This is a genomic window from Enterococcus sp. AMC1157 (genome assembly GCF_058216555.1).
In genome coordinates this window covers 2,425,471-2,445,642 of sequence record NZ_CM177099.1, presented here as the reverse complement: position 1 = coordinate 2,445,642, position 20,172 = coordinate 2,425,471, and the positions used below count along the sequence as shown (strand labels likewise).

The window sequence follows — 20,172 nt, the reverse complement described above, 5'->3', positions numbered from 1 at the left end:
TTTTAACAGCGAAAATTACTTTTTGTATACTCTGGCTTCAAAGGGCTGTAGGGCAGCTTGTTGTTCTGAATAGTTGCTCAATACTAGGGTTTGTTCTGCTAAGTCTGATAACTGTGCTACTTCTTGAACGGTATCTCCTAAGTTGACGATAATCGTAAAACTATCCGATGCATCTTCACGTGTATAAGCAAACACAGAATCTGGTGTTTCAATCGACTTGAATCTGCCATCAATGAACACTGGATATTCTTTTCTCAGCGCAATTAACTGCTTGTAAAAATGATAAATCGAAGCTTCATTTTTTTGTTCCGCAACCACATTTAGCCAAGTATTATTTTTATTGACCGTTAACCACGGTTTGCTACTAGAGAATCCTGCAAATTGACTGTCATCCCATTGCATTGGTGTTCGTGCATTATCTCGTGTCGTATTAGAAACAATTCTAATCGCCTCATCTGATGACATTTCATCTGCCAACAAACGTTTGTATAAGTTTCTCGAATCGACTGCATCCACATCTTCAATTGAATCAAATTGATTATTAATCATGCCAATTTCTTGCCCTTGATAAATAAATGGTGTGCCTTGTAAAAGCATAAATGCGGTAGCTAAAGCTTTTCCAGAAATTTCACGGAATTCTTCAGAGTCATCTCCAAAGACCGAAATACTTCTAGGGACATCATGATTTTCCATGTAAAGAGCATTCCAACCTTTATCATCTGCGACAGCTTCCTGCCATCTAATTAAGGCATCTTTAAAGGAAACGATATCGAAACCACCTTCAGTGCCTGAATTCCATAAATTAATATGCTCAAATTCAAAAATCATATCAAAGTAGCCGTCATCGCCGACCCAAGTTGTTGCTTCTTCAGAAGTTACACCAGAAGCTTCACCCACAGACATCAAATTGTTTTTTCTTAAAACGTCACTTAATTCGTTTAAGTATTCATCAATGCCTTCAATGTTCATATAATTTTTTGCTACACTAGTCGCTTCTGCTGGTTTATCCCAAGCATCTTTTTTAATATGGGAAATCGCATCAATTCGGAAACCATCGATCCCTTGTTGCGCCCACCACTCAATCATTTCAAAGATTTTTTGTTTCATCACTGGATTGTCCCAATTTAAATCAGGTTGTTCTTTAGCAAAGGCATGGAAGTAATACTCTCCACGTCCTTCATCAAATTCCCAAACGGACCCACCAAAAATTGATTGCCAATCATTTGGTTCCTTGCCATCAACTGGTGCATGCCAAATATAAAAATCTTTGTAGTCTTCATGACCTTCACGAGATTTTTGGAACCACTCATGTTGATCTGAAGTATGATTAATCACCAAATCTAAAATTATTTTAATGTCAGCTTGCTTCGCTTCTTTCACTAACTCTTGAAAATCAGCCATTGTACCCACATCTTTTGACAAAGCTTGGTAATTTGAAATATCGTACCCATTGTCTACATCTGGCGATTCGTAAAAAGGAGTTAACCAAACAAAATCGACACCTAAGTCTTTCAAATAAGGGATTTTTTCTCGTACACCATTTAAATCACCTAAGCCGTCACCAGTAGTATCTTTAAAACTTCTTGGATAGATTTGATAACCTACCGCATCTTTCCACCATTTGTTCATCTTTATTTATCCTGCCTTTAATCTCTAATTTATTCTTTTATCTTCACTACAAATGCCTGCCAAGGGGTTAAGGTCATTTCTTGCAATGAAGTGATTTCTGTTGCTGTGTTTTGAATAATTACTTTTTCGACTTCCTCGTTTGAAGAGAAAGTTTGCTTGTCATTCGAGAAGTTCGTCACCACTAACCAACGCTCTCCTTGATAGCTGCGGGTATAGCTGAATACTTCATCCGCTGTTTCCACTAATTCAAACTCGCCCCAAATCATAATTGGATGCTCTTTACGTAGTTGAACCAATTTTTGATAAGTATAAAAAATCGACTCTTTATCCGCTAAAGCTTGAGAAACATTGATTTCTTGGTAATTTTTATTCAAAGCCAACCAAGGTGTACCATCCGTGAAACCACCATTAAGGCTGGCTGTCCAAGCGATTGGACGACGAGCATTGTCTCGACCTTTGGCATTAATTGACGCAATAATATCTTCTTTTTCATAGCCTTGCGCAAGTCGTTCGTTGTACATATTCACTGTTTCAATATCTTCGGCTTGAGAAATATCGGTAATTGCCGTGTTGGTCATCCCGATTTCTTCCCCTTGATAGATGTAAGGTGTACCCTTCATCATGTGTAAAAGAATCGCTAACATCTTGGCACTTTCGACACGATATTCTTGGTCATTGCCCCAACGAGAAAGCATGCGGGGTAAATCATGATTATTCCAAAACAGAGAGTTCCAACCTTCGTTGCCTAATTCAGTTTGCCATTTGGCTAGAACCGTTTTTAATTCGGCAATTTCAACAGGTTTTAAATCCCATTTTTCTTTTCCTGCTTGTTGGTCCAAGCCGATGTGTTCAAACTGGAAGACCATTGATAATTCTTTGCGTTCAGGATTGGAATACAATTTAGCAATTTCTGGTGTGGCTCCCCACGTTTCACCTACCGTTAACAAATCATGCTTGCCAAAAGTCGCTTGATTCATTTCTTGTAAATACTCATGTAATTTAGGTCCATTACCAGTAATGCCTTCCATCGGAATTTTTCCGACTAAATCAATTACATCTAAACGGAACCCACCAATACCTTTGTCAATCCAGAAATTCATCATGTCATAGACAGCTTGGCGCATCTCTTGATTTTCCCAATTCAAATCCGGTTGTTTTTTACTAAATAAGTGCAAATAATATTGGCCACTTGTTTCATCCAATTCCCAAGCCGTTCCTGAGAAAGTTGAACGTAAGCCATTCGGCACGCCACCATCTTCTGCCGGATCTGCCCAGACATAATAATCTCGGTACGGATTGTCTGTGCCTTTTTTGGCTTCAACGAACCAACGATGTTCATCAGACGTATGGTTGACCACTAAATCCATCACAACTTTAATGTCACGTTTGTTGGCTTCCGCTAAAAATTCGTCCATATCTGCCATATTGCCAAATTCATCCATAATCGCTTGATAATCAGAAATATCATAACCATTGTCATCGTTAGGCGATTGATAAACTGGCGACAACCAAATCACGCCAATGCCCAATTTTTTTAAATAATCCAATTCACTAATCATGCCACGGATATCACCGATTCCATCGCCGTTACTATCTTTAAAGCTTCGTGGATAAATTTGATAGACCACGACTTCTTGCCACCAATGTTTTGTCATTTTTTCCACCCCTTTATAATAGTTATTTATCTATTTAAAACAACCGATTGCGTCACTTGATATGCAACTGATACCATATCACATTTATCAATTATTCGTCTAGTATATTAGACGATTTTATTATAAAAATGCTCTCATCGATATTGCTTCACATTTGATGTCTAGTTCTGTCAGTTTTTATCCATAAAAAAAGCAATGAGGCAATTTCTCTCCTCATTGCTTTTTACTATCCGGATCTTTTTCTACTTATTATATCCTTGTAATGCAGCATCGCCTTCGTCACCATTACTAATACGAATCACGTTCTCTACATCTGTAATGAAAATTTTACCATCTCCAGGTTGACCTGAATATAAGACAGATTTAAGAGCTTCAACAACTAAAGAGACAGGAATTCGACTTACTGTTACATCGACTTTTAATTTCGGTAACAATTTCGTTGGAATAGCTACCCCACGATAAAATTCAGTCTGCCCTTTTTGAATCCCATGACCCATTACTGAGGTAACTGTAATCCCTTCAACACCAATATTATCCAAAGCTTTTTTCAATTTATCTAGATTTTTTTCATTAATGATAACTGAAACTGTTGTTAATTTATTTTCAGAAATTAATCGCTCACCTAGGTCTTTTTTCACAGGTTCAGTCGCAAAACTTGCTGCTGAATCTCCTAGAGTAACAACTTCTTCAGCCACAGTTGTGTCAGGAACCAAGTGGAAACCAGAATAAGCAGTAACTAATCCATGTTCTTCAATATCTAAACCAGCAGTTTCTGCTTCTTCAGAAACTCTCAAACCAACAGTATGTTTAATTGCAAAGAATAATAATGCTGAGGTTACAGCAACCCAAGCCGCTGTTACTACCACACCCAATGCTTGTACACCTAGTAACGAAACTCCGCCACCATAGAACAAACCACCATCTAATGCCAATAAACCGGTCATGATTGTACCAAAAGCACCACAAACACCATGGACAGCAACTGCACCAACTGGATCATCAACTTTTAATTTTTGATCAATAAATTCAACAGCAAACAACATCAAAATTCCTGATAACGTCCCGATGATAACTGCACCAATTGGAGAAACAATATCACATCCAGCCGTAATTCCGACTAAACCAGCCAAAGTTCCATTCAATGTTAATGAAACATCTGGTTTACCATATTTAACCCATGACAATGCTAAAGCCGCAAGTGTTCCTGTAACTGCAGCTAAGTTCGTATTCACTAAAACATTCGATGCTACTAATAACGTTTCATCTCCTGTCATTGACGTTGTTGATCCACCATTAAATCCAAACCAACAGAACCAAAGAATAAATACACCCAATGCAGCAAAAGTTAGGTTATGACCAGGAATTGCTTGGCTTTTCCCTGATTTTGTATATTTTCCTATTCTAGGGCCTAAGATAGCTGCACCAACAAAGGCAGCTACACCACCCACCATATGAACGGCAGTTGAGCCTGCAAAATCATGGAAGCCCATTTCAGCTAAGAAACCACCACCCCAAATCCAGTGGCCTGAGATTGGATAAATCAACATAGAGATAACTGCACTATAGATACAGTACGCTTTAAATTCAGTTCTTTCTGCCATCGCACCAGAAACAATCGTTGCGGCTGTAGCACAAAATACTGTTTGGAAAAATAAAAATGCGGGAGTTGGTAAATCAAAACTAAATGTATTGCTAGCAAAAAAATGAATTCCCCCGAAAAAAGCACTTTGTGTTCCAAACATAATGCCAAACCCAACAATCCAATACAACAACGAACCAAAACAAAAATCAATAACATTTTTCATAATAATATTTCCAGCATTTTTAGCTCTTGTGAAACCAGATTCTACTAAAGTAAATCCTGCTTGCATAAAAAATACTAAAAACGCTGCTACCAAAGTCCAAACTACATCAATTGATGAATACATAACCAAACACACTCCTTTTATTTTTTACATGTAATAAAAACTTACACGTCTTTATCTATATTAAATTCTACTCCCCTTGGACCGACATTTGTCGAAAACACAATGTGAGTTTTTGTATCACCAAAACGTTGTAATTCATTAATAAACTCATCCAATTCAATGGTATTAACAAAAAAAACCTTCAACAACATCGAAAAATCTCCGGTTATACAATCACACTCCACCACATTGGGAACACTGTCCACGTAGTCATAAAATTCATTTTTCATTTTTGCGTTTACAGCACATTGGATATATGACTTAATTGAAAAATCTAACTTCTGATAATCAACAATCGCTTGATAAGATTTTACATACCCATTATTTTCAAGGTTTTGCAAACGTGTAGAAACAGACGGAGAGGAAATAAAACAATCTTCCGCAATTTGTTTCACTGTTACCCGTGCGTTTTTTTGTAAAATATTCAAAATTTTCAAGTCCAACATATCCATGTAAATCTCCCCTTTTTTCATCTATTTGTTTATCATACAGATGAAAATTAAGGATTGCAACTTTTTAATGCCACTTCATGTTATATTTTATGACATATCAAATTTTTTCTGATGAAAAAAATAGATCAACCATGCTATCACACCACTCATTGCACAGAAGAAATACATCCATTCAAAGCCAAAGACTGAGGCGATTATCCCCCAGATAACGGCACCACCACCATAAGCAACATCTAGCGATAACATAAAAATAGCTGTAGCTTTACCTGTTTGGGAATCTGAGACACTTTGTAAAACAATCGTATTCATCAAAGGCATTAGATTAGCTATTCCAATACCAAACAAGATCGCCGAAATCAGTAAATAAATTATACTGGAAGCAAAGACGATATTGCCATACGCAATGATGATGAAAAAAATACTGACATGAATAACTAGACTTCTTTTTAATCTAAAGAGAATCGAAGAAAAACATAACCGCACCGTTACCGAAACTAAAGACATTAGCGTAAAATAATAACCCGCTCCTAATATTCCTCTTTCCAAAGCTAGTTGAGCAATAAAAGCAACCACACCTGCTTGGGCTAAATAAATCATGAACATGATCAAGCTTGGAAATATTACACCCGGATTCTTTAATAAGGAAGTATCTACCTCTGTTTGTGGGATAGTTTCTCTAACTAACAAACTTTCGTTAACAAACAAGCTGAGAATGAAAGCAATAATTGTTAAAACTAAGGCTACTCTAAATAACGATTCAAAACCGTAATTCTGCACGACTGTCAGTCCAATTAAAGGTCCAATCGCACTGGGCACAGACTGAGCAATACTAAAATATCCTAAACCCATCGAGAGTTTTTCTTTTGGAATTAAATCTGCTGTCATAGTTGCTGAAGCAGTTGCTTGTACACTATTACCTACTCCTTGAACCAATCGTAGTAAAAATAAAGATAACAACGTCTGTAAAAAATTTAATAGCGTAAAGTCGATGACTAAAATAAGTAAACCGATAAGTAAAAGGATTTTCCGACCATATTTGTCTAACATCAGTCCAATGGGAAAACGAACAAATAAAGCAGCAATTCCTAATACACCTACAATCGCTCCAGAGATGGCTTTTGATCCTCCGATTTGAGCAACCAATAAAGGTAAAGTACCCATTTGAGTAGTGATTGCCGTCATAGACAAGGTGGTAATTAATAATAATAAAATAAAATCTTTGGTCCATAGTCGAACCTTTTGATGAGAAACCTCCACGCGATTCCTCCTTTCACTTCTTACTCATTTTAAGCAGTTTTCATATTAATTTGAGAAAGGAATTTTTGAGTACGTTCTTCTTTTGGATGAAGGAAAATTTCTTTTGGCGTTCCCGCTTCAACAACTACACCATCCGCCATAAAAATAACTTTATCTGCTACTTCATAAGCAAATTGCATTTCATGGGTTACAATCACCATCGTTTGACCCGTACCAGCCACTTCTTTCATTACTTCTAAAACATCACCAACCAATTCCGGATCTAATGCAGAAGTTGGTTCATCAAACAATAACAATTCTGGACTTAAAGCCATTGCACGAGCAATTCCCACACGTTGTTGTTGTCCACCAGAAAGCTGCACTGGATACATCTTCGCTTTATCCGCCATGCCAACTTTTTCTAACATATCCATCGCAATTGCCTTGGCTTCTTTTTTATTCATCTTTCGAGGAACGATTAGGCCCTCAATGATATTTTGCAAAACAGTCATATGTTGAAACAATTCGTAAGATTGGAAAACCATCGCTGTTTTCAAGGCAATTTCTCTTCGTTGCTTACTTCCAATCCGGTTCAAAGCATAATTCATTGAACCCAATACATAACTACCTGCATCTGGACGTTCCAATAAATTTAAACAACGAAGAAAAGTTGTTTTACCCGAACCACTCGGACCGATAATACAAATCACTTCACCTTGTTCGACAGTCATACTAATACCTTTTAAGATTTCATTTTTGCCGAATTTTTTCTTTAATCCTTTAATTTGTGCTTGAATCATGGTCATCCCTACTTTCTATACCGAAATTAAATTCAACGATTCACCTTGTAAAATAAATTCTTTGGCATTGTCTAAAGCTGTTTCTGTAATTTCTTTGACAGCAAGTTCTGTATGGAAGGCAATATGTGGTGTAATAAACACATTCGAAAACTGACTTAGTTCTTGGTAATAAGGATTGTTTTTCCAACCTGAAACAAAGTATTTTTCTTCATCTTCAATCGCATCCAATGTCGCTCCGCCAGCTTTTCCAGAAGCTAACCAACGAATCATTGCCTTGGTATCAATGATCTTGCCACGGGCTGTATTGACAATACACGCCTTGTCTTTCATACTTTCAAACGCTTCGTCAGAAAACTGATACATCGAACGCTCACTCAATGGAATATGAATCGAAATCACATCTGATGTCTGTAAGAATTGCTCGTAAGGCACATAAGTCACAATCCCTTTTAATTCAGGATTTGGTCTTGAACTGTACGCAATCACCTTTCCACCCAAAGCATGAATGCCTTTGGCGACAACAGAACCAATTCGACCAGTTCCTAAGATACCTATCGTGACATCTTGGATTTCACGTCCAATGTTAAATTTTCTTTCCATCGTATGAGACGGAGAAAAAACATCTGAAACATTTCTTAAGACAAGTAAAATTGACATTAATGCAAAGTGCCCGACTGACGTTGGACTATACCCAGGTACATTAGTTATCGCTAACTGGTATTTTTTGGCCCATTCAAAATTGATTCCATCTACTCCTGTAGATTTGATCGACAGTTGGCGAATACCATACTCATTTAAACGACGGTAAAGCTCATCACTTTGTTGCATTTCAACACTGGGATACAAACAAACACCATCATATTTTTCTGCTAAAGCAACATTCTCTGAAGTGAGTCCTTCTGACACCATTCGAACAGGAATTTGATTCACAAATGACCATTTTTGAATAAATGGTCGTTCTTCCTCACTGACATTGTAATAAAGTAATTTCATTTATTGCTCCATTCCTTCCTATTCATCAAATATTTTCAAACGAACTATTTTTAGTTACGATTGACAGCCAAATCTTAATGAAACGTAAAACTTCCAGAGCAAAGCTCCAAAAGTGCAAGAACACCACGAGCCTCTTTTGAAGAGGCTCGGGTTGTTCAACCACAATCTCTGTACTTTGTGGACAGTTGTTTGAAGTTTTCATTTTCGTGTTTGATTGTATATAATACTTATTTTTGTAATTTCCATTACTTAGCTTGCTCGGGAAACAGCTTTACTACTTGCTTTAGTTAAGGCTTCACCTAACAATTTAATTCCTGTTAAAATTTCAACTAAAGTTGGTTTAGTAAAATTCAAACGAATATAGTGTTCATAACCATAACCTTCCACACTCATTAAATTCCCTGGAATCACTGCAACATTGTATTCATCCAAATATTGATAAAATTTTTCCATATCTACTGTTTCGGATAATTTACAACAGATAAAGTAACCACCTGTTGGAGGAATATAGCTGATTTTGTCTTTTGGTAATAAGTCTAGGCTATGCATCATAGTTGTTAATTTCTCTTTATATAAATCTTTAAGGAAATCAACATGTTTTTCAAACTGATAATTTTCCATAAACTCAGCCAACATTACTTGCCAATAAAAATTACTATGAGAATCGGAAACTTGTTTGGCAAAAATTAATTTTTCTAACAAAGCATCTGCTGCCATGATAAAACCTAGACGAGTAGCCGGAGCCAAAATTTTAGAAAATGAACCTGCATAAATGACGCGACCATCAACATCCATTTCCTTAATTTTTGGAATTGGATCACCTTCATAAAGCAAGTCACCATATGGATCGTCTTCAAAAATAATGACATCATATTTTTGAGCAATCTTGTAAATTTCTTGACGCTTCTCTAAAGGAATTGACGTTCCTAAAGGGTTTTGGAAAGTCGGGATAATATACAACATTTTGATTCTATTGTGGATATCCGCTTGTAACATTTTTTCCAACTCTACTAAATCCATCGATTCTTCTTCAATATTCATTGGCACAGCCATCGGAACTGCCCCATAACCTTTAATGGCGCTGACCGCTCCAGAGAAGGTCATTTCTTCACACAAGACGATATCCCCTTCATCACAAAGTACTTTGACTGCAACATCCATTGCTTGTGTAGAACCAGAAACGACCATAATCTCTTCATCGTTGTCTAAATTATTAATGGTTGCTAGACGATCTTTAATCAGTTTTCTCAAAGGAGCATATCCTTCTGTCGCTCCATATTGCAGAAGTACCTGAGGATCAATCTCTGCATAAATTTTTTGTGAAATTTCTTTTAATATTTCCATTGGAAAAGCTTCAGTTGGCGGGAAGCCATAAGCAAAAGAAATGATCTCTTTTTGATCCATATTTTTCTTAGCATTTTCTCTTAAAGGCGATCCAATCATCCCTTTTGTTCGATTGGCAAATTGATACTCCATGTAATTCCCTCCAATTATATTTCTATCATTAACCCGCAAGCTGACTAGTAAATCGAGATAAAAAGGCTTGCGTTCGTTCTTCTTTCGGTTGTTCAAAGATTTCTTTTGGCGTACCTTGCTCAACAATGTTGCCATTCTCCATAAAAATCACTTTGTCCGCTACTTCATAGGCAAACTTCATTTCATGAGTCACGAGAACCATTGTTGCTCCTGTTTTCGCAATGTCACGCATCAAACTTAAGGTTTGTCCCACTAGCTCTGGATCCAGTGCTGAAGTTGGTTCATCAAACAAAATAACTTCTGGATTCAAAGCCAAGGCTCTTGCAATTCCGATTCGCTGCTGTTGCCCACCTGACATTTGACTTGGATAAAAATCTGCTCGATCAGATAAACCCACTTGTTCTAATAATTCTAAAGCAATTTTCTCTGCTTCTGCTTTTGATTTTTTTTGCGTTAAAAGTAAAGGTAACATAATATTATCTTTGGCTGTTTTATTTAAAAATAAAGCATAATTTTGGAAAACCATCGCTGTTTTACGTTGATGTTGTAAAATTTCTTTCTTTTTAGCTGATACTACATCTGTCTCAACACCTGCTAAAATGACTTGTCCTTGATCGGCTTGTTCCAAAAAATTTAGACAACGGAGGAAAGTTGTTTTCCCTGATCCACTAGGTCCGAGCAAGACAACAACTTCACCTTTGTTAACATCCATATCGATGCCTTTTAACACTTCGTTTTTGCCAAAGCGTTTATGAATATTACGTACTTGCATCGTTATCATGTCGTCGCCCTCCTTAGTTTTCTAGTCATCCGTTCTTCTAGGAATTTCGTTCCATATTCAATTAACAAGCTAATGCCCCAATAAATAATCGCTACAGCTACATAAGCTTCTAAAAATCGATAATTTTGTTGAGCAGAAATTTTAGCTGCTGCAAACACGTCCACCACACTCACCATTGATGCTAATGCTGAGGCTTTCACCAAGCTAATTAGTAAATTACTAAACATTGGTAAAGAAACTGGAATGGCTTGTGGCAACAAAATGCGTCGAATCGTTTGAACACTAGATAAACCAATTGATTTAGCTGCATCTAACTGTCCTTTTTTGATGGAAGAAAATGCTCCTCGAAAAATTTCACTACTATTGATGGTAGATAGAATACCTAAAGCAATAATCGCAATCCATACCATGTTGAAATCTCGGAAGCGCAGGGACCAACCTAACGCTTCTGCCCAACCATCCAATTGTCTAGAAGTAATTAGATACATACTCAAAATAATCAAGACAATCGGAATACCTTTTAGTATTGTCGTTAGTATCTGAAAAAACGAGGCCAATACAGGTACTTTATAAAATCGAATCAAGGCAATGCCTAAACCAAAGACAATTCCAATGATTAGTGAGAAAATCGCCATGAATAGTGTCGTTCCAATATATTGACTAGCCACTCTTAGAGAATTTAGCATAATACTAAAATTAAAACTCATACCGATCATCCTCTCTTATTTAGGTACATAGTCTCCACCAAGATATTTTTCAGATAACTTAGTAATTTCTCCTTCATCCACTAATTCTTGCAACGCTTGATTGACTGCATCAATAAATTCTTGATCGGTTGCTTTATTGAATAACAAGTAGGCATCTGAGTTATGCACAGGATCACTACCACGTTCTAAACTAGTTCCAAAAGAATTGTTCCAGTTATCCAACTGATACTGTGGAGCTAATGTCGCATCTACCGCTCCTGAAGTGACTGCTTGAACAATTTGTTCATTGTTATACTCACCATAAATCAGTTCAAAAGCATCTGGATGTTCCGCCAAATACGTTTCTGCCATAACTGCCTGGTTTGTTGCTGTTGATACATAAACTTTTTTATCAACTAAATCATCAAAACTATCATAAACATCGCCAGCAGCTGGATCAAAAATAATATACGTATCCCACACAGAGTAACCTACATCTCCGTAGATAAATTTCTCTTGTCGTTCTGCATTGATTTCATATTCGTAAGCAGCCATAGCTACTTTATTACTTTCCAAGTTTGATAGTGTCGTTGTAAAATCGGCACCTTCATAGACAAAATAGTAGTCTTCTAAACGTTCATCGATTGCTTTTAATACAGAAACATCGTAGCCATCCAGTTCTCCATCTGCATCTAAATATGCGTAAGGTAAAGCATCATTTCCGGTACCGACTTTAATTTCAGTTCCTTCTTCGCCACCAGTAGAACCACCACTATTTCCACAAGCCACCAATAACGTAGCCATTGTTACTAATCCCATAACCATCCATTTTGTCTTTTTCATCTTGTTTCCCCCTCAATTAATTTCTGTTTTCGTTTAAATAAAGTCAATCTTGGTTTTTTAAAAGCAAACGAGCGTTTTTGCTCGAAACTCATTTGTGTTTCTAAAGAAGCAAAAATTCGTTCTAATACAATACTTAGTACGATAAAAATAATTGCGGCTCCAATGTATCCTTCTAATGTGTGGAAAGTAACAGAACCAATCGCTCGGGCTTTCCCCACCACATCAATAACTCCAATCGTAAAGGCTAAAGAAGTATCTTGTAAGAGTGCCACTGTTGTTGTTCCAAATGAAGGAAGAGCGACACGCACAACTTGTGGAAAAATGACTCTTGTATACATTTGATACTTTGTTAACCCAAAGGCTATACTGGCTTCTTTTTGTGTAGTCGGAACGCTTAAAATTGCGGCTCGAATCGTTTCTGATTGGAAAGCTGCTGTGTTTAATCCATAGGTAATATAGATGAAAATAATTTTATCCCACGAACCTACATCAATCCCAATCACTTGCATTAGCATCGGAATACCATAGTACACAACGTAAAGTTGAACTAAAATGGGTGTTCCTCGAATAAATGAAACAAATACTGCACTAATTTGACCGAGTAAAGGGATTTGTTCTACTCGAATGAATGCAATGGCACTTCCTAGCAGCAAACCGATAATCGTTGAAACACCAACAATCATCAAGGTAACAGGTAACGCACTTAAAATATTCGGGAAATACTCAAAAATCAATTGCCAGCTGAAAAAATTTCCCATTTTCTTTTCCTCCCTTACTCTTATTTTCTTGAAACAAGTAATATCAGTCATCTCAGTTTTTTAATTGTCTGAAACTTCTGAATATAAGGATACAATAAACATCTCAGAGACAAATAACAATAGATAGTCAGTGTTTCCTCTAACCATTTTGCATTTATTCGTTTTGGCAAAATAATCTAAAAAATAAAACGAATTCAAGCTTATTAAATAAAGCACTCAAAATACAAAAAAAGACGGACAATCCCTCTTTTTAATAAAAATAAAGAAAGAATTATTCGTCTTTTTAAGATATTTTTAAAATAAATATCAAAAATATACGTCATTTAGTTATTTGCCAATTACTGTGGTTCCGTCATAGTCTTTTGGTATTGCAAGGGAGATTGTCCGACAGCTTCCTTAAACACATGATGGAAGGTTTTGACACTTGAAAATCCTGATAGTTCTGCGACTTCCGCCATTGGCAATTTTTCGTTCCCTAAAATAAATTTGGCTTGATTGACACGATACTCTGTCAAAAATTGAATAAAAGTTTGTCCAGTATTCTTCTTGAAAAATCGAGTAAAATAATAAGGACTAAAACCTACATACTTAGCTACTTCATCTACGGTAATGGCTTCACGGTATTCATTTTCAATATATTCAAAGACCTGATTCAAACGTTCCAAGGTTTCTTTTCGATGAACAGCTTTGGGTGTAACTTTCACTTCTTGCGTCTTTTGTGGCAAGTAGCGATAGAATTCACCCACCAATCGATACAAATTACTCATAATCAAATAGTTTTCCCCCACTGGTTGCTCACTGCCTAGCTGATACAATTCAACAAGCAACTCAATGATTTTTGATCGAAAAGGTTCTGGCCAATGGCGACTATGTCCTTCGCCTCGTTCAAACAGCTTTAATAAACTCGTCTGATTCTTACGCAAGCTAGATTCATCAAACAGTTTTAAATCAAATTGGTAGACGTAGCGTTCACTATCTGGCGAAGAAAGAAAATAATGCGGTTCTCCACTAGCAAAAAAGATGACTTCTCCTTCTTCAAGAGTCACAACAGTCTCGCCCACACCAATGTTCACTTGTCCACGACTTGCATAAATAATTTCAATTTCTTTATGCCAATGAGGATAGACAATCCCCATGCCATCATTTAAGAAACAACGGTAAGGAAATTGTTGATTTAAGTCAGGAATTTCTAAATATAAACTCATTCACGTCATCCTTCGATTTTACTCCACGAAAACTTTCTTCCATAAAGTAACAAAATAATATTTCTCCTTTATTGTAAATAGAAAAAGGGCGGAAATCCAGCCCTTCTTTTAAGAATATTCAGCAAGAGTGAAACTTCCGATTCATCTGTCCAAAAAACCACTCATTACAGGAGACCGCTCTGAGCCTCCTTTTTCTCAGGAGTCTCAAAGCTTTCGGCGTTCAAACACCGTGTAAGAAGTAGAAATTCGCTACTTCCAACACGGTGTAATTCATCCTCATCTTTAACCTGCAATGAGTGGTTTTTTCTACCAGTTGAACCTCCAGTTTTAACAATACTTTTCTATACCTTATCAAAAAGACTGTATTCAACTTTTATTAAAAATAAATAATGCTGAAACTGGAAGAGCCAAGCGGAGAAAGTTCCTTGTCGTGTGTTAAAGAGCTGAATGAATTACGTTGACTTAGTGAAACTTAGTCAGCGTTTGAACGTCAGCAGCCTAAGAGACTCGTAAGAGGCTCGTGGCGGTCTCACACAACTAGAAGACTTTTGCAGCTTGGCTCTGGAAGTTTTCAAGTTTCATACATCTTAACTATAACTAAAAGTTTAAGCTTGTCTTGCTAGGTTTGTGATGTAGTCGAAGAAGATGTCGTGATCGGCATGGTAAACCAATTCGACAGGTCTTCCTTGCTCGTCTCGAACAGTTTTCCCTTGGCTCACTCCACTAGCAATTACCGATGATAAAACTGTTTCTTTCTTCACTATCTCTTCTTTACCAAACGTCGCCGCAGTTAAGACATCCCATAAGAAATAGGTAGAATTCGTTTGGAAATGAACCAGCGGAGGAACAATTGCATAAGCTTGACCCAAGAAATCAATACCTTCATCTTTACGATTTCTAGCCCACATATCACGAATATCATTAGTTAAAGGCACCATATTAGTACTTTCTAAAGCAACCAGAACGATTTCAATCTTACTTTCCCAGACTTTAGCAACTGCTTCAGGGTCCCAGAAAGCATTCCATTCTGCCGTACCATCATGTTCAGGTTCTTCTACATTGCCTTTTTCTAAGAAAGTGCCACCCATCCAATATAATGTGCCAATTTTTTCTTCAATAGTTGGATCAAGTTCTAAAGCTCTTGATAAATCCGTTAAAGGACCTACAAACACTAAATCTGTTTTTTCTTCTTGAGCTTGTAATGTATCAACTAAATGTTGATGAGCAAAAGTTTCAGCTAAAGGAGTTACTACTTCGCCACTTTCATTTAAAATAGGTAAAGCATCAACTGTAAAAGCATGCATACGCCAATCTTTTGGAAATGGATTTTGTGGACGAGAATTTGAAGCAGAAACCTCAATTTGTTGTCCTTTACCAAATTTATCAATAATTTTTCGACTAGCAGAAACAGCTGGTTCCAAATAACAATCGGCAGGAATAACTCCCACTCCAACTAATTCCACCTCTTCCATTTGCAACATTAAGAATAACGTGACCAAATCATCAACGCCACCATCGTGATTTAAGTATACTTTTCGCATAATCTTCTCCTTTTTATTTGACATTAAAAAAGCGACACAGATAAAAGCGAACTTCATCTGTGTCGCAAACTTCATCTTCTTCTATTATAACGCTTCGTCTACAGCAATTTCACCTGAAATAATTTTTTCACGGGCTTCTTCAATCGCTGTTTTCGCTTCATCAGATAATTGTCCATCTGTCACACCAACACCGTTTTCTTCTAAACCATAAACAATATGGTCTCCACCAGGGAAAGCACCTGCATTTGCTTTTTCAGATAAATCTTTTACCGCTGCTCCCACTTCTTTTAAAGTAGAAGTCAAAGTAAAGTTGTCCTCTTCATCGCCGTTTTTATAGTTTCCTTCAGTTGTTTGATCACGGTCAACACCGATTACCCAAACTTTTTCATCTCTTGTTTCATTTAAAGATTTCGCTTCTTGGAACAAACCATTTCCTGTTGCACCAGCTGCACCGTATACGATATCTGCTCCTTGTGCATACATCGCAGAAGCAATCGTTCTTCCTTTATCAGGAGCTGAGAAATCTCCAGCATATTGACTGATAACTTCAATTTCTTTTCCTAAAACTTCCGCTGTATCAGCAATTCCTTGTCTGAAACCAGCTTCGAATGCTTGAATTAATGAAATTTCCATCCCACCTAAAAAGCCAACAACATTGCTTTCTGTTGAATAAGCTGCCGCAACACCAGCTAGGTAAGAAGCTTCGTTTGATTTAAAAGTTGCTGAAACAACATTATCCAAACCGTCTACTACTTCATCAACGATAACAAAATTTGTGTCTGGATTTGCAGTTGCTTGTTCTTCAATTGCTGATTGTAATTTAAAACCAATACCAAAAATAGTATCAAAACCAGCAGTTAACGCTTGATCAATATTTGGAATAAAATCAGATTCACCAGAAGATTGGAAATACTTGTAACCATTATTTCCCTCTGAAATACCATTTTCTTCTCCCCAAGCAACCATTCCTTCCCAAGCGGATTGGTTGAAAGAGCGATCGTCTACGCCATTTCCGTCAGTGATTAAAGCTACAGTTGAAACCTCAGTTTCTGTTGCAGATGTTGAGTTAGAAGAAGCACTTGAACTATCGCTTCCACCAGTTCCACAACCTGCTACTGCTAAAACACCTGTCACTGCCAATGTTAATTTCATAAACTTATTGATTTTCATCTTTTTTTATTCCCTCCGAATAGTTTTATATATTTCGTTTTCATGTAACAAAAATACAAAATATGAATTAAAAATAGAAATTCGATACCAAAACACGTACATTAATATCGACCCACAAGAAGATTATACACCTCGATAGATAAAAGTAAATCTTTTTGTTTACTAAATCCGAAAGAAAATTTGCAATTGTTCGTCAAACAACCGTTTTCTTTTTATTATTTTTGTGAAATCTAACTTTACTCTGATTTTTAGCAAGTAAATACCGAACAATAAAACTAGTTTCTGACGTGAGATACTCTAAATATTGGCTAATTAAGTAGGATTTAACCTTCAATTGAGTTATATCAACTAGCAGCCATTTTTAAAAAATAAAGGGAAGTGAGCCATTAAACACAGCTCACTTCCCTTTTGGAAATACTATTATCCATTATTACTTTCATCTGCTTTGACACAATCAATCGCAATAACCAAAGAAATAATTAGATGTTCCAAAGATTCATCTAAAATTTGAACTTCATAAGTATCTCCCCAACTAAACCAACGTTGATCAATTATAGCCACTTGACGGCCACCTACATAAACCGAAAAATTCATATCCCACCAGTTACCTTCAACATTAATTCCTTTGGCATCGATAGAATATCTCGCTTTAAAAAAAGTAAATTCTTTTGTTAACACAATTGGGTCTTCTCCACTCACTTCAACGAAAAATTTTGGTAAGAAGCTTAAAAATTTTTTCGTAATTCGAGCGATTTCCGAACCAAATTGATCTGTTACAATAAACTCTTTTGGGATTTTGAAAAAACTTCCCTCCACATAATATTGTGGCATTTCAAACTCATCAGTAACTGTGAATTTTTCCGATAAAGTAAACATTTTTTGCTTAATATACAATTGTTTCATAACAAAAACCCCCATTATTTCGCACTTTTTCTAATTTAAGTATATCCTAGATTTAAAAAAGTTGCTCAGTCAAAAGTCTGAATTGTTAGGTAGTCCCCTCAAATGAGCACTCTCAATTTCTTAAACTTTTAAAAAAGGATTTTAGCGTCTGACTTCTTTCTTAGTACATATAACTGTCGGAGGCAGTATTAGCTGCTGCATTTTCTTCTGCTTTCACACAATCAATCGCCACAACTAAAGCAACTACTATTTCTTCCATTGTTTCATCTAAAATCGTCACTTCATAGGTATCTCCCCAACTAAACCAACGCTTAGCAATGGTTGCGACTTGTTTTCCACAAGTGTATACTGAGAAATTCATATCCCACAAATTTCCCTCAATTCGAATACCTTTTGATACAACCAAATATTTGGCTTTAAAAAGTGTAAATTCTTTTTCTAAAATAATGGGTTCTTTCCCACTAACCTCAATATAAAACTTCGGTAACATTGAAAATACCTTTTTAGTAATCGTTCCAATTTGTCTTCCATAATTGTTTTTAATTCGAAATTCTTTCGGTAACTTCAGAAAGCTACCTTCTACATAATAGTTTGGATGGCGATCTTCATCCATAACAGTAAACTTTTCGCCAACGCCCCATACTTTTTGTTTGATATATAACTTTTTCATAATTAGAACCTCCTGCTTAACACGATTAATAACAAACGTCAACCAGCTCTACAAAATAGACCTATCTTCAAAATTTGAAATTAAATTTGCCAAACAACACTCCTTAAGTATTCGCTTTCAATACATAATATATCATATTCTAAAAAAAGTGAAATCAGACGGTAGTTGGATTTTTGAAAAAAAGATAGTGACTATCATTTTAGTCACTACCTGTTTTCTGTATTTAATTATGCAGTTACTTCTGGAGCAATAGCTGCTAAACGTGCTTCACGTTCTTCTGGTGAAATATTGTGAGCAACAACATAACGATTATTTTCGTTGGCTGCACATTCATAACAACATGCCCCTAGATGTTTTTCTTCATTTTCTTCTGAAGCTAAAATTTGACGATTACACTCAGGATTTGCACAGTTAATATAGCGTTCGCAAGGTGTTCCATCGAACCAATCTTTACCGATAACTTGTTTATCAACGTCATTAATTTCAACACTAATGCGATCATCAAAGACATACATCTTGCCATCCCATAGTTCACCTTTTACTTCAGGATCTTTTCCGTACATCGCAATCCCACCATGTAGTTGACCAACATCCTTTACACCTTCACGCAATAACCAACCAGAGAATTTTTCACAGCGGATACCACCAGTACAGTAAGTGACCACTTTTTTATCCATAAATTTCTCTTTGTTCTCACGAATCCATTGAGGTAATTCACGGAAGCTACGAATATCTGGACGAATAGCGCCACGAAAATGACCTAAATCAAACTCATAGTCATTACGTGCATCCAAAACAATCGTGTCTTCGTCAAGTAGCGCTTCTTTGAATTCTTTAGGATCTAAATATTTACCAGTCAATTCATGTGGATCAATATCATCTTCTAAGTTCAAAGCCACTAATTCCCGACGTGGACGAACAAACATTTTTCTAAAAGCATGTCCTTCTGATTCGTCAATTTTGAACCATGTATCCTTGAAACGTTCGTCCGCATGCATGTGCTCCATGTAAGCATCTGTTGCTTCAATCGTTCCTGAAACAGTACCGTTGATCCCTTCTTCAGCGACTAAAATACGTCCTTTCAAGCCAATAGATTTGCAGAATGCCAAATGTTCTTTAGCAAATTGTTCAGGGTTTTCGATAGTTGTGTAATTATAATATAGTAATACGCGATAATCCATTTCTTGTTACTCCTCCTTCAAGTCATACATCAGATATTATATGAAATTTTTCTTTCAAAAACGATTATTTTGCTTGTTATCAATTACACAATAGAAGGTAATCTCAGAGGCTTTTTTCTCAAAAGAATTCTGTATACTTAAATTAGAAAACAATATAGCTTAACTATTAGAAATAATGTTGTTGCAGTCGACAATCCTTGTCGTATCTTGCGAGAAATCAATGACC

18 protein-coding genes are annotated in these 20,172 nt (G+C 36.3%); all 18 read right to left on the bottom strand.

Going from position 1 to position 20,172, the window contains the following annotated elements:
• Nucleotides 1-15: 15 nt before the first annotated feature.
• The 18 genes from AC4BBX_RS11950 to trhO all read right to left on the bottom strand — a co-directional run bounded on the left by AC4BBX_RS11950 (nucleotide 16) and on the right by trhO (nucleotide 19,946).
• Nucleotides 16-1,629, bottom strand: a complete 1,614-nt coding sequence (locus AC4BBX_RS11950) for an alpha-glucosidase (protein WP_490454048.1) — start codon at nucleotides 1,627-1,629, stop codon at nucleotides 16-18.
• 29 nt (nucleotides 1,630-1,658) lie between these two features.
• On the bottom strand, nucleotides 1,659-3,284 hold the full coding sequence (locus AC4BBX_RS11945; RefSeq protein WP_490454047.1) for a glycoside hydrolase family 13 protein: 1,626 nt from the start codon (nucleotides 3,282-3,284) through the stop codon (nucleotides 1,659-1,661).
• 242 nt (nucleotides 3,285-3,526) lie between these two features.
• On the bottom strand, nucleotides 3,527-5,212 hold the full coding sequence (locus AC4BBX_RS11940; RefSeq protein ID WP_490454046.1) for an ammonium transporter: 1,686 nt from the start codon (nucleotides 5,210-5,212) through the stop codon (nucleotides 3,527-3,529).
• 41 nt (nucleotides 5,213-5,253) lie between these two features.
• A complete protein-coding gene (locus tag AC4BBX_RS11935; RefSeq protein WP_490454045.1) occupies nucleotides 5,254-5,703 on the bottom strand; it encodes an Lrp/AsnC family transcriptional regulator in 450 nt (149 codons plus the stop codon).
• 87 nt (nucleotides 5,704-5,790) lie between these two features.
• Entirely contained in the window at nucleotides 5,791-6,960 is a 1,170-nt protein-coding gene (locus AC4BBX_RS11930) for an MFS transporter (RefSeq protein ID WP_490454044.1), read from the bottom strand.
• Nucleotides 6,961-6,989: 29 nt separating this feature from the next.
• Nucleotides 6,990-7,739 carry an amino acid ABC transporter ATP-binding protein gene (locus AC4BBX_RS11925; RefSeq protein ID WP_490454043.1) on the bottom strand — a complete coding sequence of 250 codons (750 nt, stop codon included), beginning with the start codon at nucleotides 7,737-7,739 and terminating at the stop codon, nucleotides 6,990-6,992.
• A gap of 15 nt (nucleotides 7,740-7,754) precedes the next feature.
• The gene (locus AC4BBX_RS11920; protein WP_490454042.1) at nucleotides 7,755-8,732 is read right to left on the bottom strand and encodes an NAD(P)-dependent oxidoreductase; all 978 of its coding nucleotides are present in this window, start codon (nucleotides 8,730-8,732) and stop codon (nucleotides 7,755-7,757) included.
• Between the two features lie 249 nt (nucleotides 8,733-8,981).
• Nucleotides 8,982-10,208, bottom strand: a complete 1,227-nt coding sequence (locus tag AC4BBX_RS11915; protein WP_490454041.1) for an aminotransferase-like domain-containing protein — start codon at nucleotides 10,206-10,208, stop codon at nucleotides 8,982-8,984.
• A 28-nt stretch (nucleotides 10,209-10,236) separates the two neighbouring features.
• The gene (locus AC4BBX_RS11910; protein WP_490454040.1) at nucleotides 10,237-10,989 is read right to left on the bottom strand and encodes an amino acid ABC transporter ATP-binding protein; all 753 of its coding nucleotides are present in this window, start codon (nucleotides 10,987-10,989) and stop codon (nucleotides 10,237-10,239) included.
• Nucleotides 10,986-11,696, bottom strand: coding sequence for an amino acid ABC transporter permease (locus tag AC4BBX_RS11905; protein WP_490454039.1), 711 nt, complete (start codon nucleotides 11,694-11,696; stop codon nucleotides 10,986-10,988). The genes AC4BBX_RS11910 and AC4BBX_RS11905 overlap by 4 nt, the downstream gene beginning before the upstream one ends.
• Before the next feature lie 15 nt (nucleotides 11,697-11,711).
• Entirely contained in the window at nucleotides 11,712-12,518 is an 807-nt protein-coding gene (locus AC4BBX_RS11900) for a transporter substrate-binding domain-containing protein (protein WP_490454038.1), read from the bottom strand.
• Nucleotides 12,515-13,276, bottom strand: a complete 762-nt coding sequence (locus AC4BBX_RS11895) for an amino acid ABC transporter permease (RefSeq protein WP_490454037.1) — start codon at nucleotides 13,274-13,276, stop codon at nucleotides 12,515-12,517. Before AC4BBX_RS11895 ends, AC4BBX_RS11900 begins: the two co-directional genes overlap by 4 nt.
• A gap of 338 nt (nucleotides 13,277-13,614) precedes the next feature.
• Nucleotides 13,615-14,481, bottom strand: a complete 867-nt coding sequence (locus AC4BBX_RS11890; RefSeq protein WP_490454036.1) for an AraC family transcriptional regulator — start codon at nucleotides 14,479-14,481, stop codon at nucleotides 13,615-13,617.
• 605 nt (nucleotides 14,482-15,086) lie between these two features.
• Nucleotides 15,087-16,022: a nucleoside hydrolase gene (locus AC4BBX_RS11885; protein ID WP_490454035.1), complete on the bottom strand. Its 936-nt coding sequence runs from the start codon at nucleotides 16,020-16,022 to the stop codon at nucleotides 15,087-15,089.
• An 84-nt stretch (nucleotides 16,023-16,106) separates the two neighbouring features.
• Nucleotides 16,107-17,192 carry a BMP family lipoprotein gene (locus tag AC4BBX_RS11880; RefSeq protein ID WP_490454034.1) on the bottom strand — a complete coding sequence of 362 codons (1,086 nt, stop codon included), beginning with the start codon at nucleotides 17,190-17,192 and terminating at the stop codon, nucleotides 16,107-16,109.
• A 420-nt stretch (nucleotides 17,193-17,612) separates the two neighbouring features.
• Nucleotides 17,613-18,095: an LURP-one-related/scramblase family protein gene (locus AC4BBX_RS11875; RefSeq protein ID WP_490454033.1), complete on the bottom strand. Its 483-nt coding sequence runs from the start codon at nucleotides 18,093-18,095 to the stop codon at nucleotides 17,613-17,615.
• 160 nt (nucleotides 18,096-18,255) lie between these two features.
• Nucleotides 18,256-18,765, bottom strand: coding sequence for an LURP-one-related/scramblase family protein (locus AC4BBX_RS11870; protein ID WP_490454032.1), 510 nt, complete (start codon nucleotides 18,763-18,765; stop codon nucleotides 18,256-18,258).
• Nucleotides 18,766-18,992: 227 nt separating this feature from the next.
• Complete coding sequence (gene trhO, locus AC4BBX_RS11865) at nucleotides 18,993-19,946, bottom strand: oxygen-dependent tRNA uridine(34) hydroxylase TrhO (protein ID WP_490454031.1); 954 nt, start codon at nucleotides 19,944-19,946, stop codon at nucleotides 18,993-18,995.
• Between the last annotated feature and the right edge of the window lie 226 nt (nucleotides 19,947-20,172).

Bases quoted from the DNA above. Each gene is read 5' to 3' on its own strand.
- AC4BBX_RS11950 (WP_490454048.1), bottom strand. From the start codon at position 1,629: ATGAACAAATGGTGGAAAGATGCGGTAGGTTATCAAATCTATCCAAGA.
- AC4BBX_RS11945 (WP_490454047.1), bottom strand. From the start codon at position 3,284: ATGACAAAACATTGGTGGCAAGAAGTCGTGGTCTATCAAATTTATCCA.
- AC4BBX_RS11940 (WP_490454046.1), bottom strand. From the start codon at position 5,212: ATGTATTCATCAATTGATGTAGTTTGGACTTTGGTAGCAGCGTTTTTA.
- AC4BBX_RS11935 (WP_490454045.1), bottom strand. From the start codon at position 5,703: ATGGATATGTTGGACTTGAAAATTTTGAATATTTTACAAAAAAACGCA.
- AC4BBX_RS11925 (WP_490454043.1), bottom strand. From the start codon at position 7,739: ATGATTCAAGCACAAATTAAAGGATTAAAGAAAAAATTCGGCAAAAAT.
- AC4BBX_RS11920 (WP_490454042.1), bottom strand. From the start codon at position 8,732: ATGAAATTACTTTATTACAATGTCAGTGAGGAAGAACGACCATTTATT.
- AC4BBX_RS11915 (WP_490454041.1), bottom strand. From the start codon at position 10,208: ATGGAGTATCAATTTGCCAATCGAACAAAAGGGATGATTGGATCGCCT.
- AC4BBX_RS11910 (WP_490454040.1), bottom strand. From the start codon at position 10,989: ATGATAACGATGCAAGTACGTAATATTCATAAACGCTTTGGCAAAAAC.
- AC4BBX_RS11905 (WP_490454039.1), bottom strand. From the start codon at position 11,696: ATGAGTTTTAATTTTAGTATTATGCTAAATTCTCTAAGAGTGGCTAGT.
- AC4BBX_RS11900 (WP_490454038.1), bottom strand. From the start codon at position 12,518: ATGAAAAAGACAAAATGGATGGTTATGGGATTAGTAACAATGGCTACG.
- AC4BBX_RS11895 (WP_490454037.1), bottom strand. From the start codon at position 13,276: ATGGGAAATTTTTTCAGCTGGCAATTGATTTTTGAGTATTTCCCGAAT.
- AC4BBX_RS11890 (WP_490454036.1), bottom strand. From the start codon at position 14,481: ATGAGTTTATATTTAGAAATTCCTGACTTAAATCAACAATTTCCTTAC.
- AC4BBX_RS11885 (WP_490454035.1), bottom strand. From the start codon at position 16,022: ATGCGAAAAGTATACTTAAATCACGATGGTGGCGTTGATGATTTGGTC.
- AC4BBX_RS11880 (WP_490454034.1), bottom strand. From the start codon at position 17,192: ATGAAAATCAATAAGTTTATGAAATTAACATTGGCAGTGACAGGTGTT.
- AC4BBX_RS11875 (WP_490454033.1), bottom strand. From the start codon at position 18,095: ATGAAACAATTGTATATTAAGCAAAAAATGTTTACTTTATCGGAAAAA.
- AC4BBX_RS11870 (WP_490454032.1), bottom strand. From the start codon at position 18,765: ATGAAAAAGTTATATATCAAACAAAAAGTATGGGGCGTTGGCGAAAAG.
- trhO (WP_490454031.1), bottom strand. From the start codon at position 19,946: ATGGATTATCGCGTATTACTATATTATAATTACACAACTATCGAAAAC.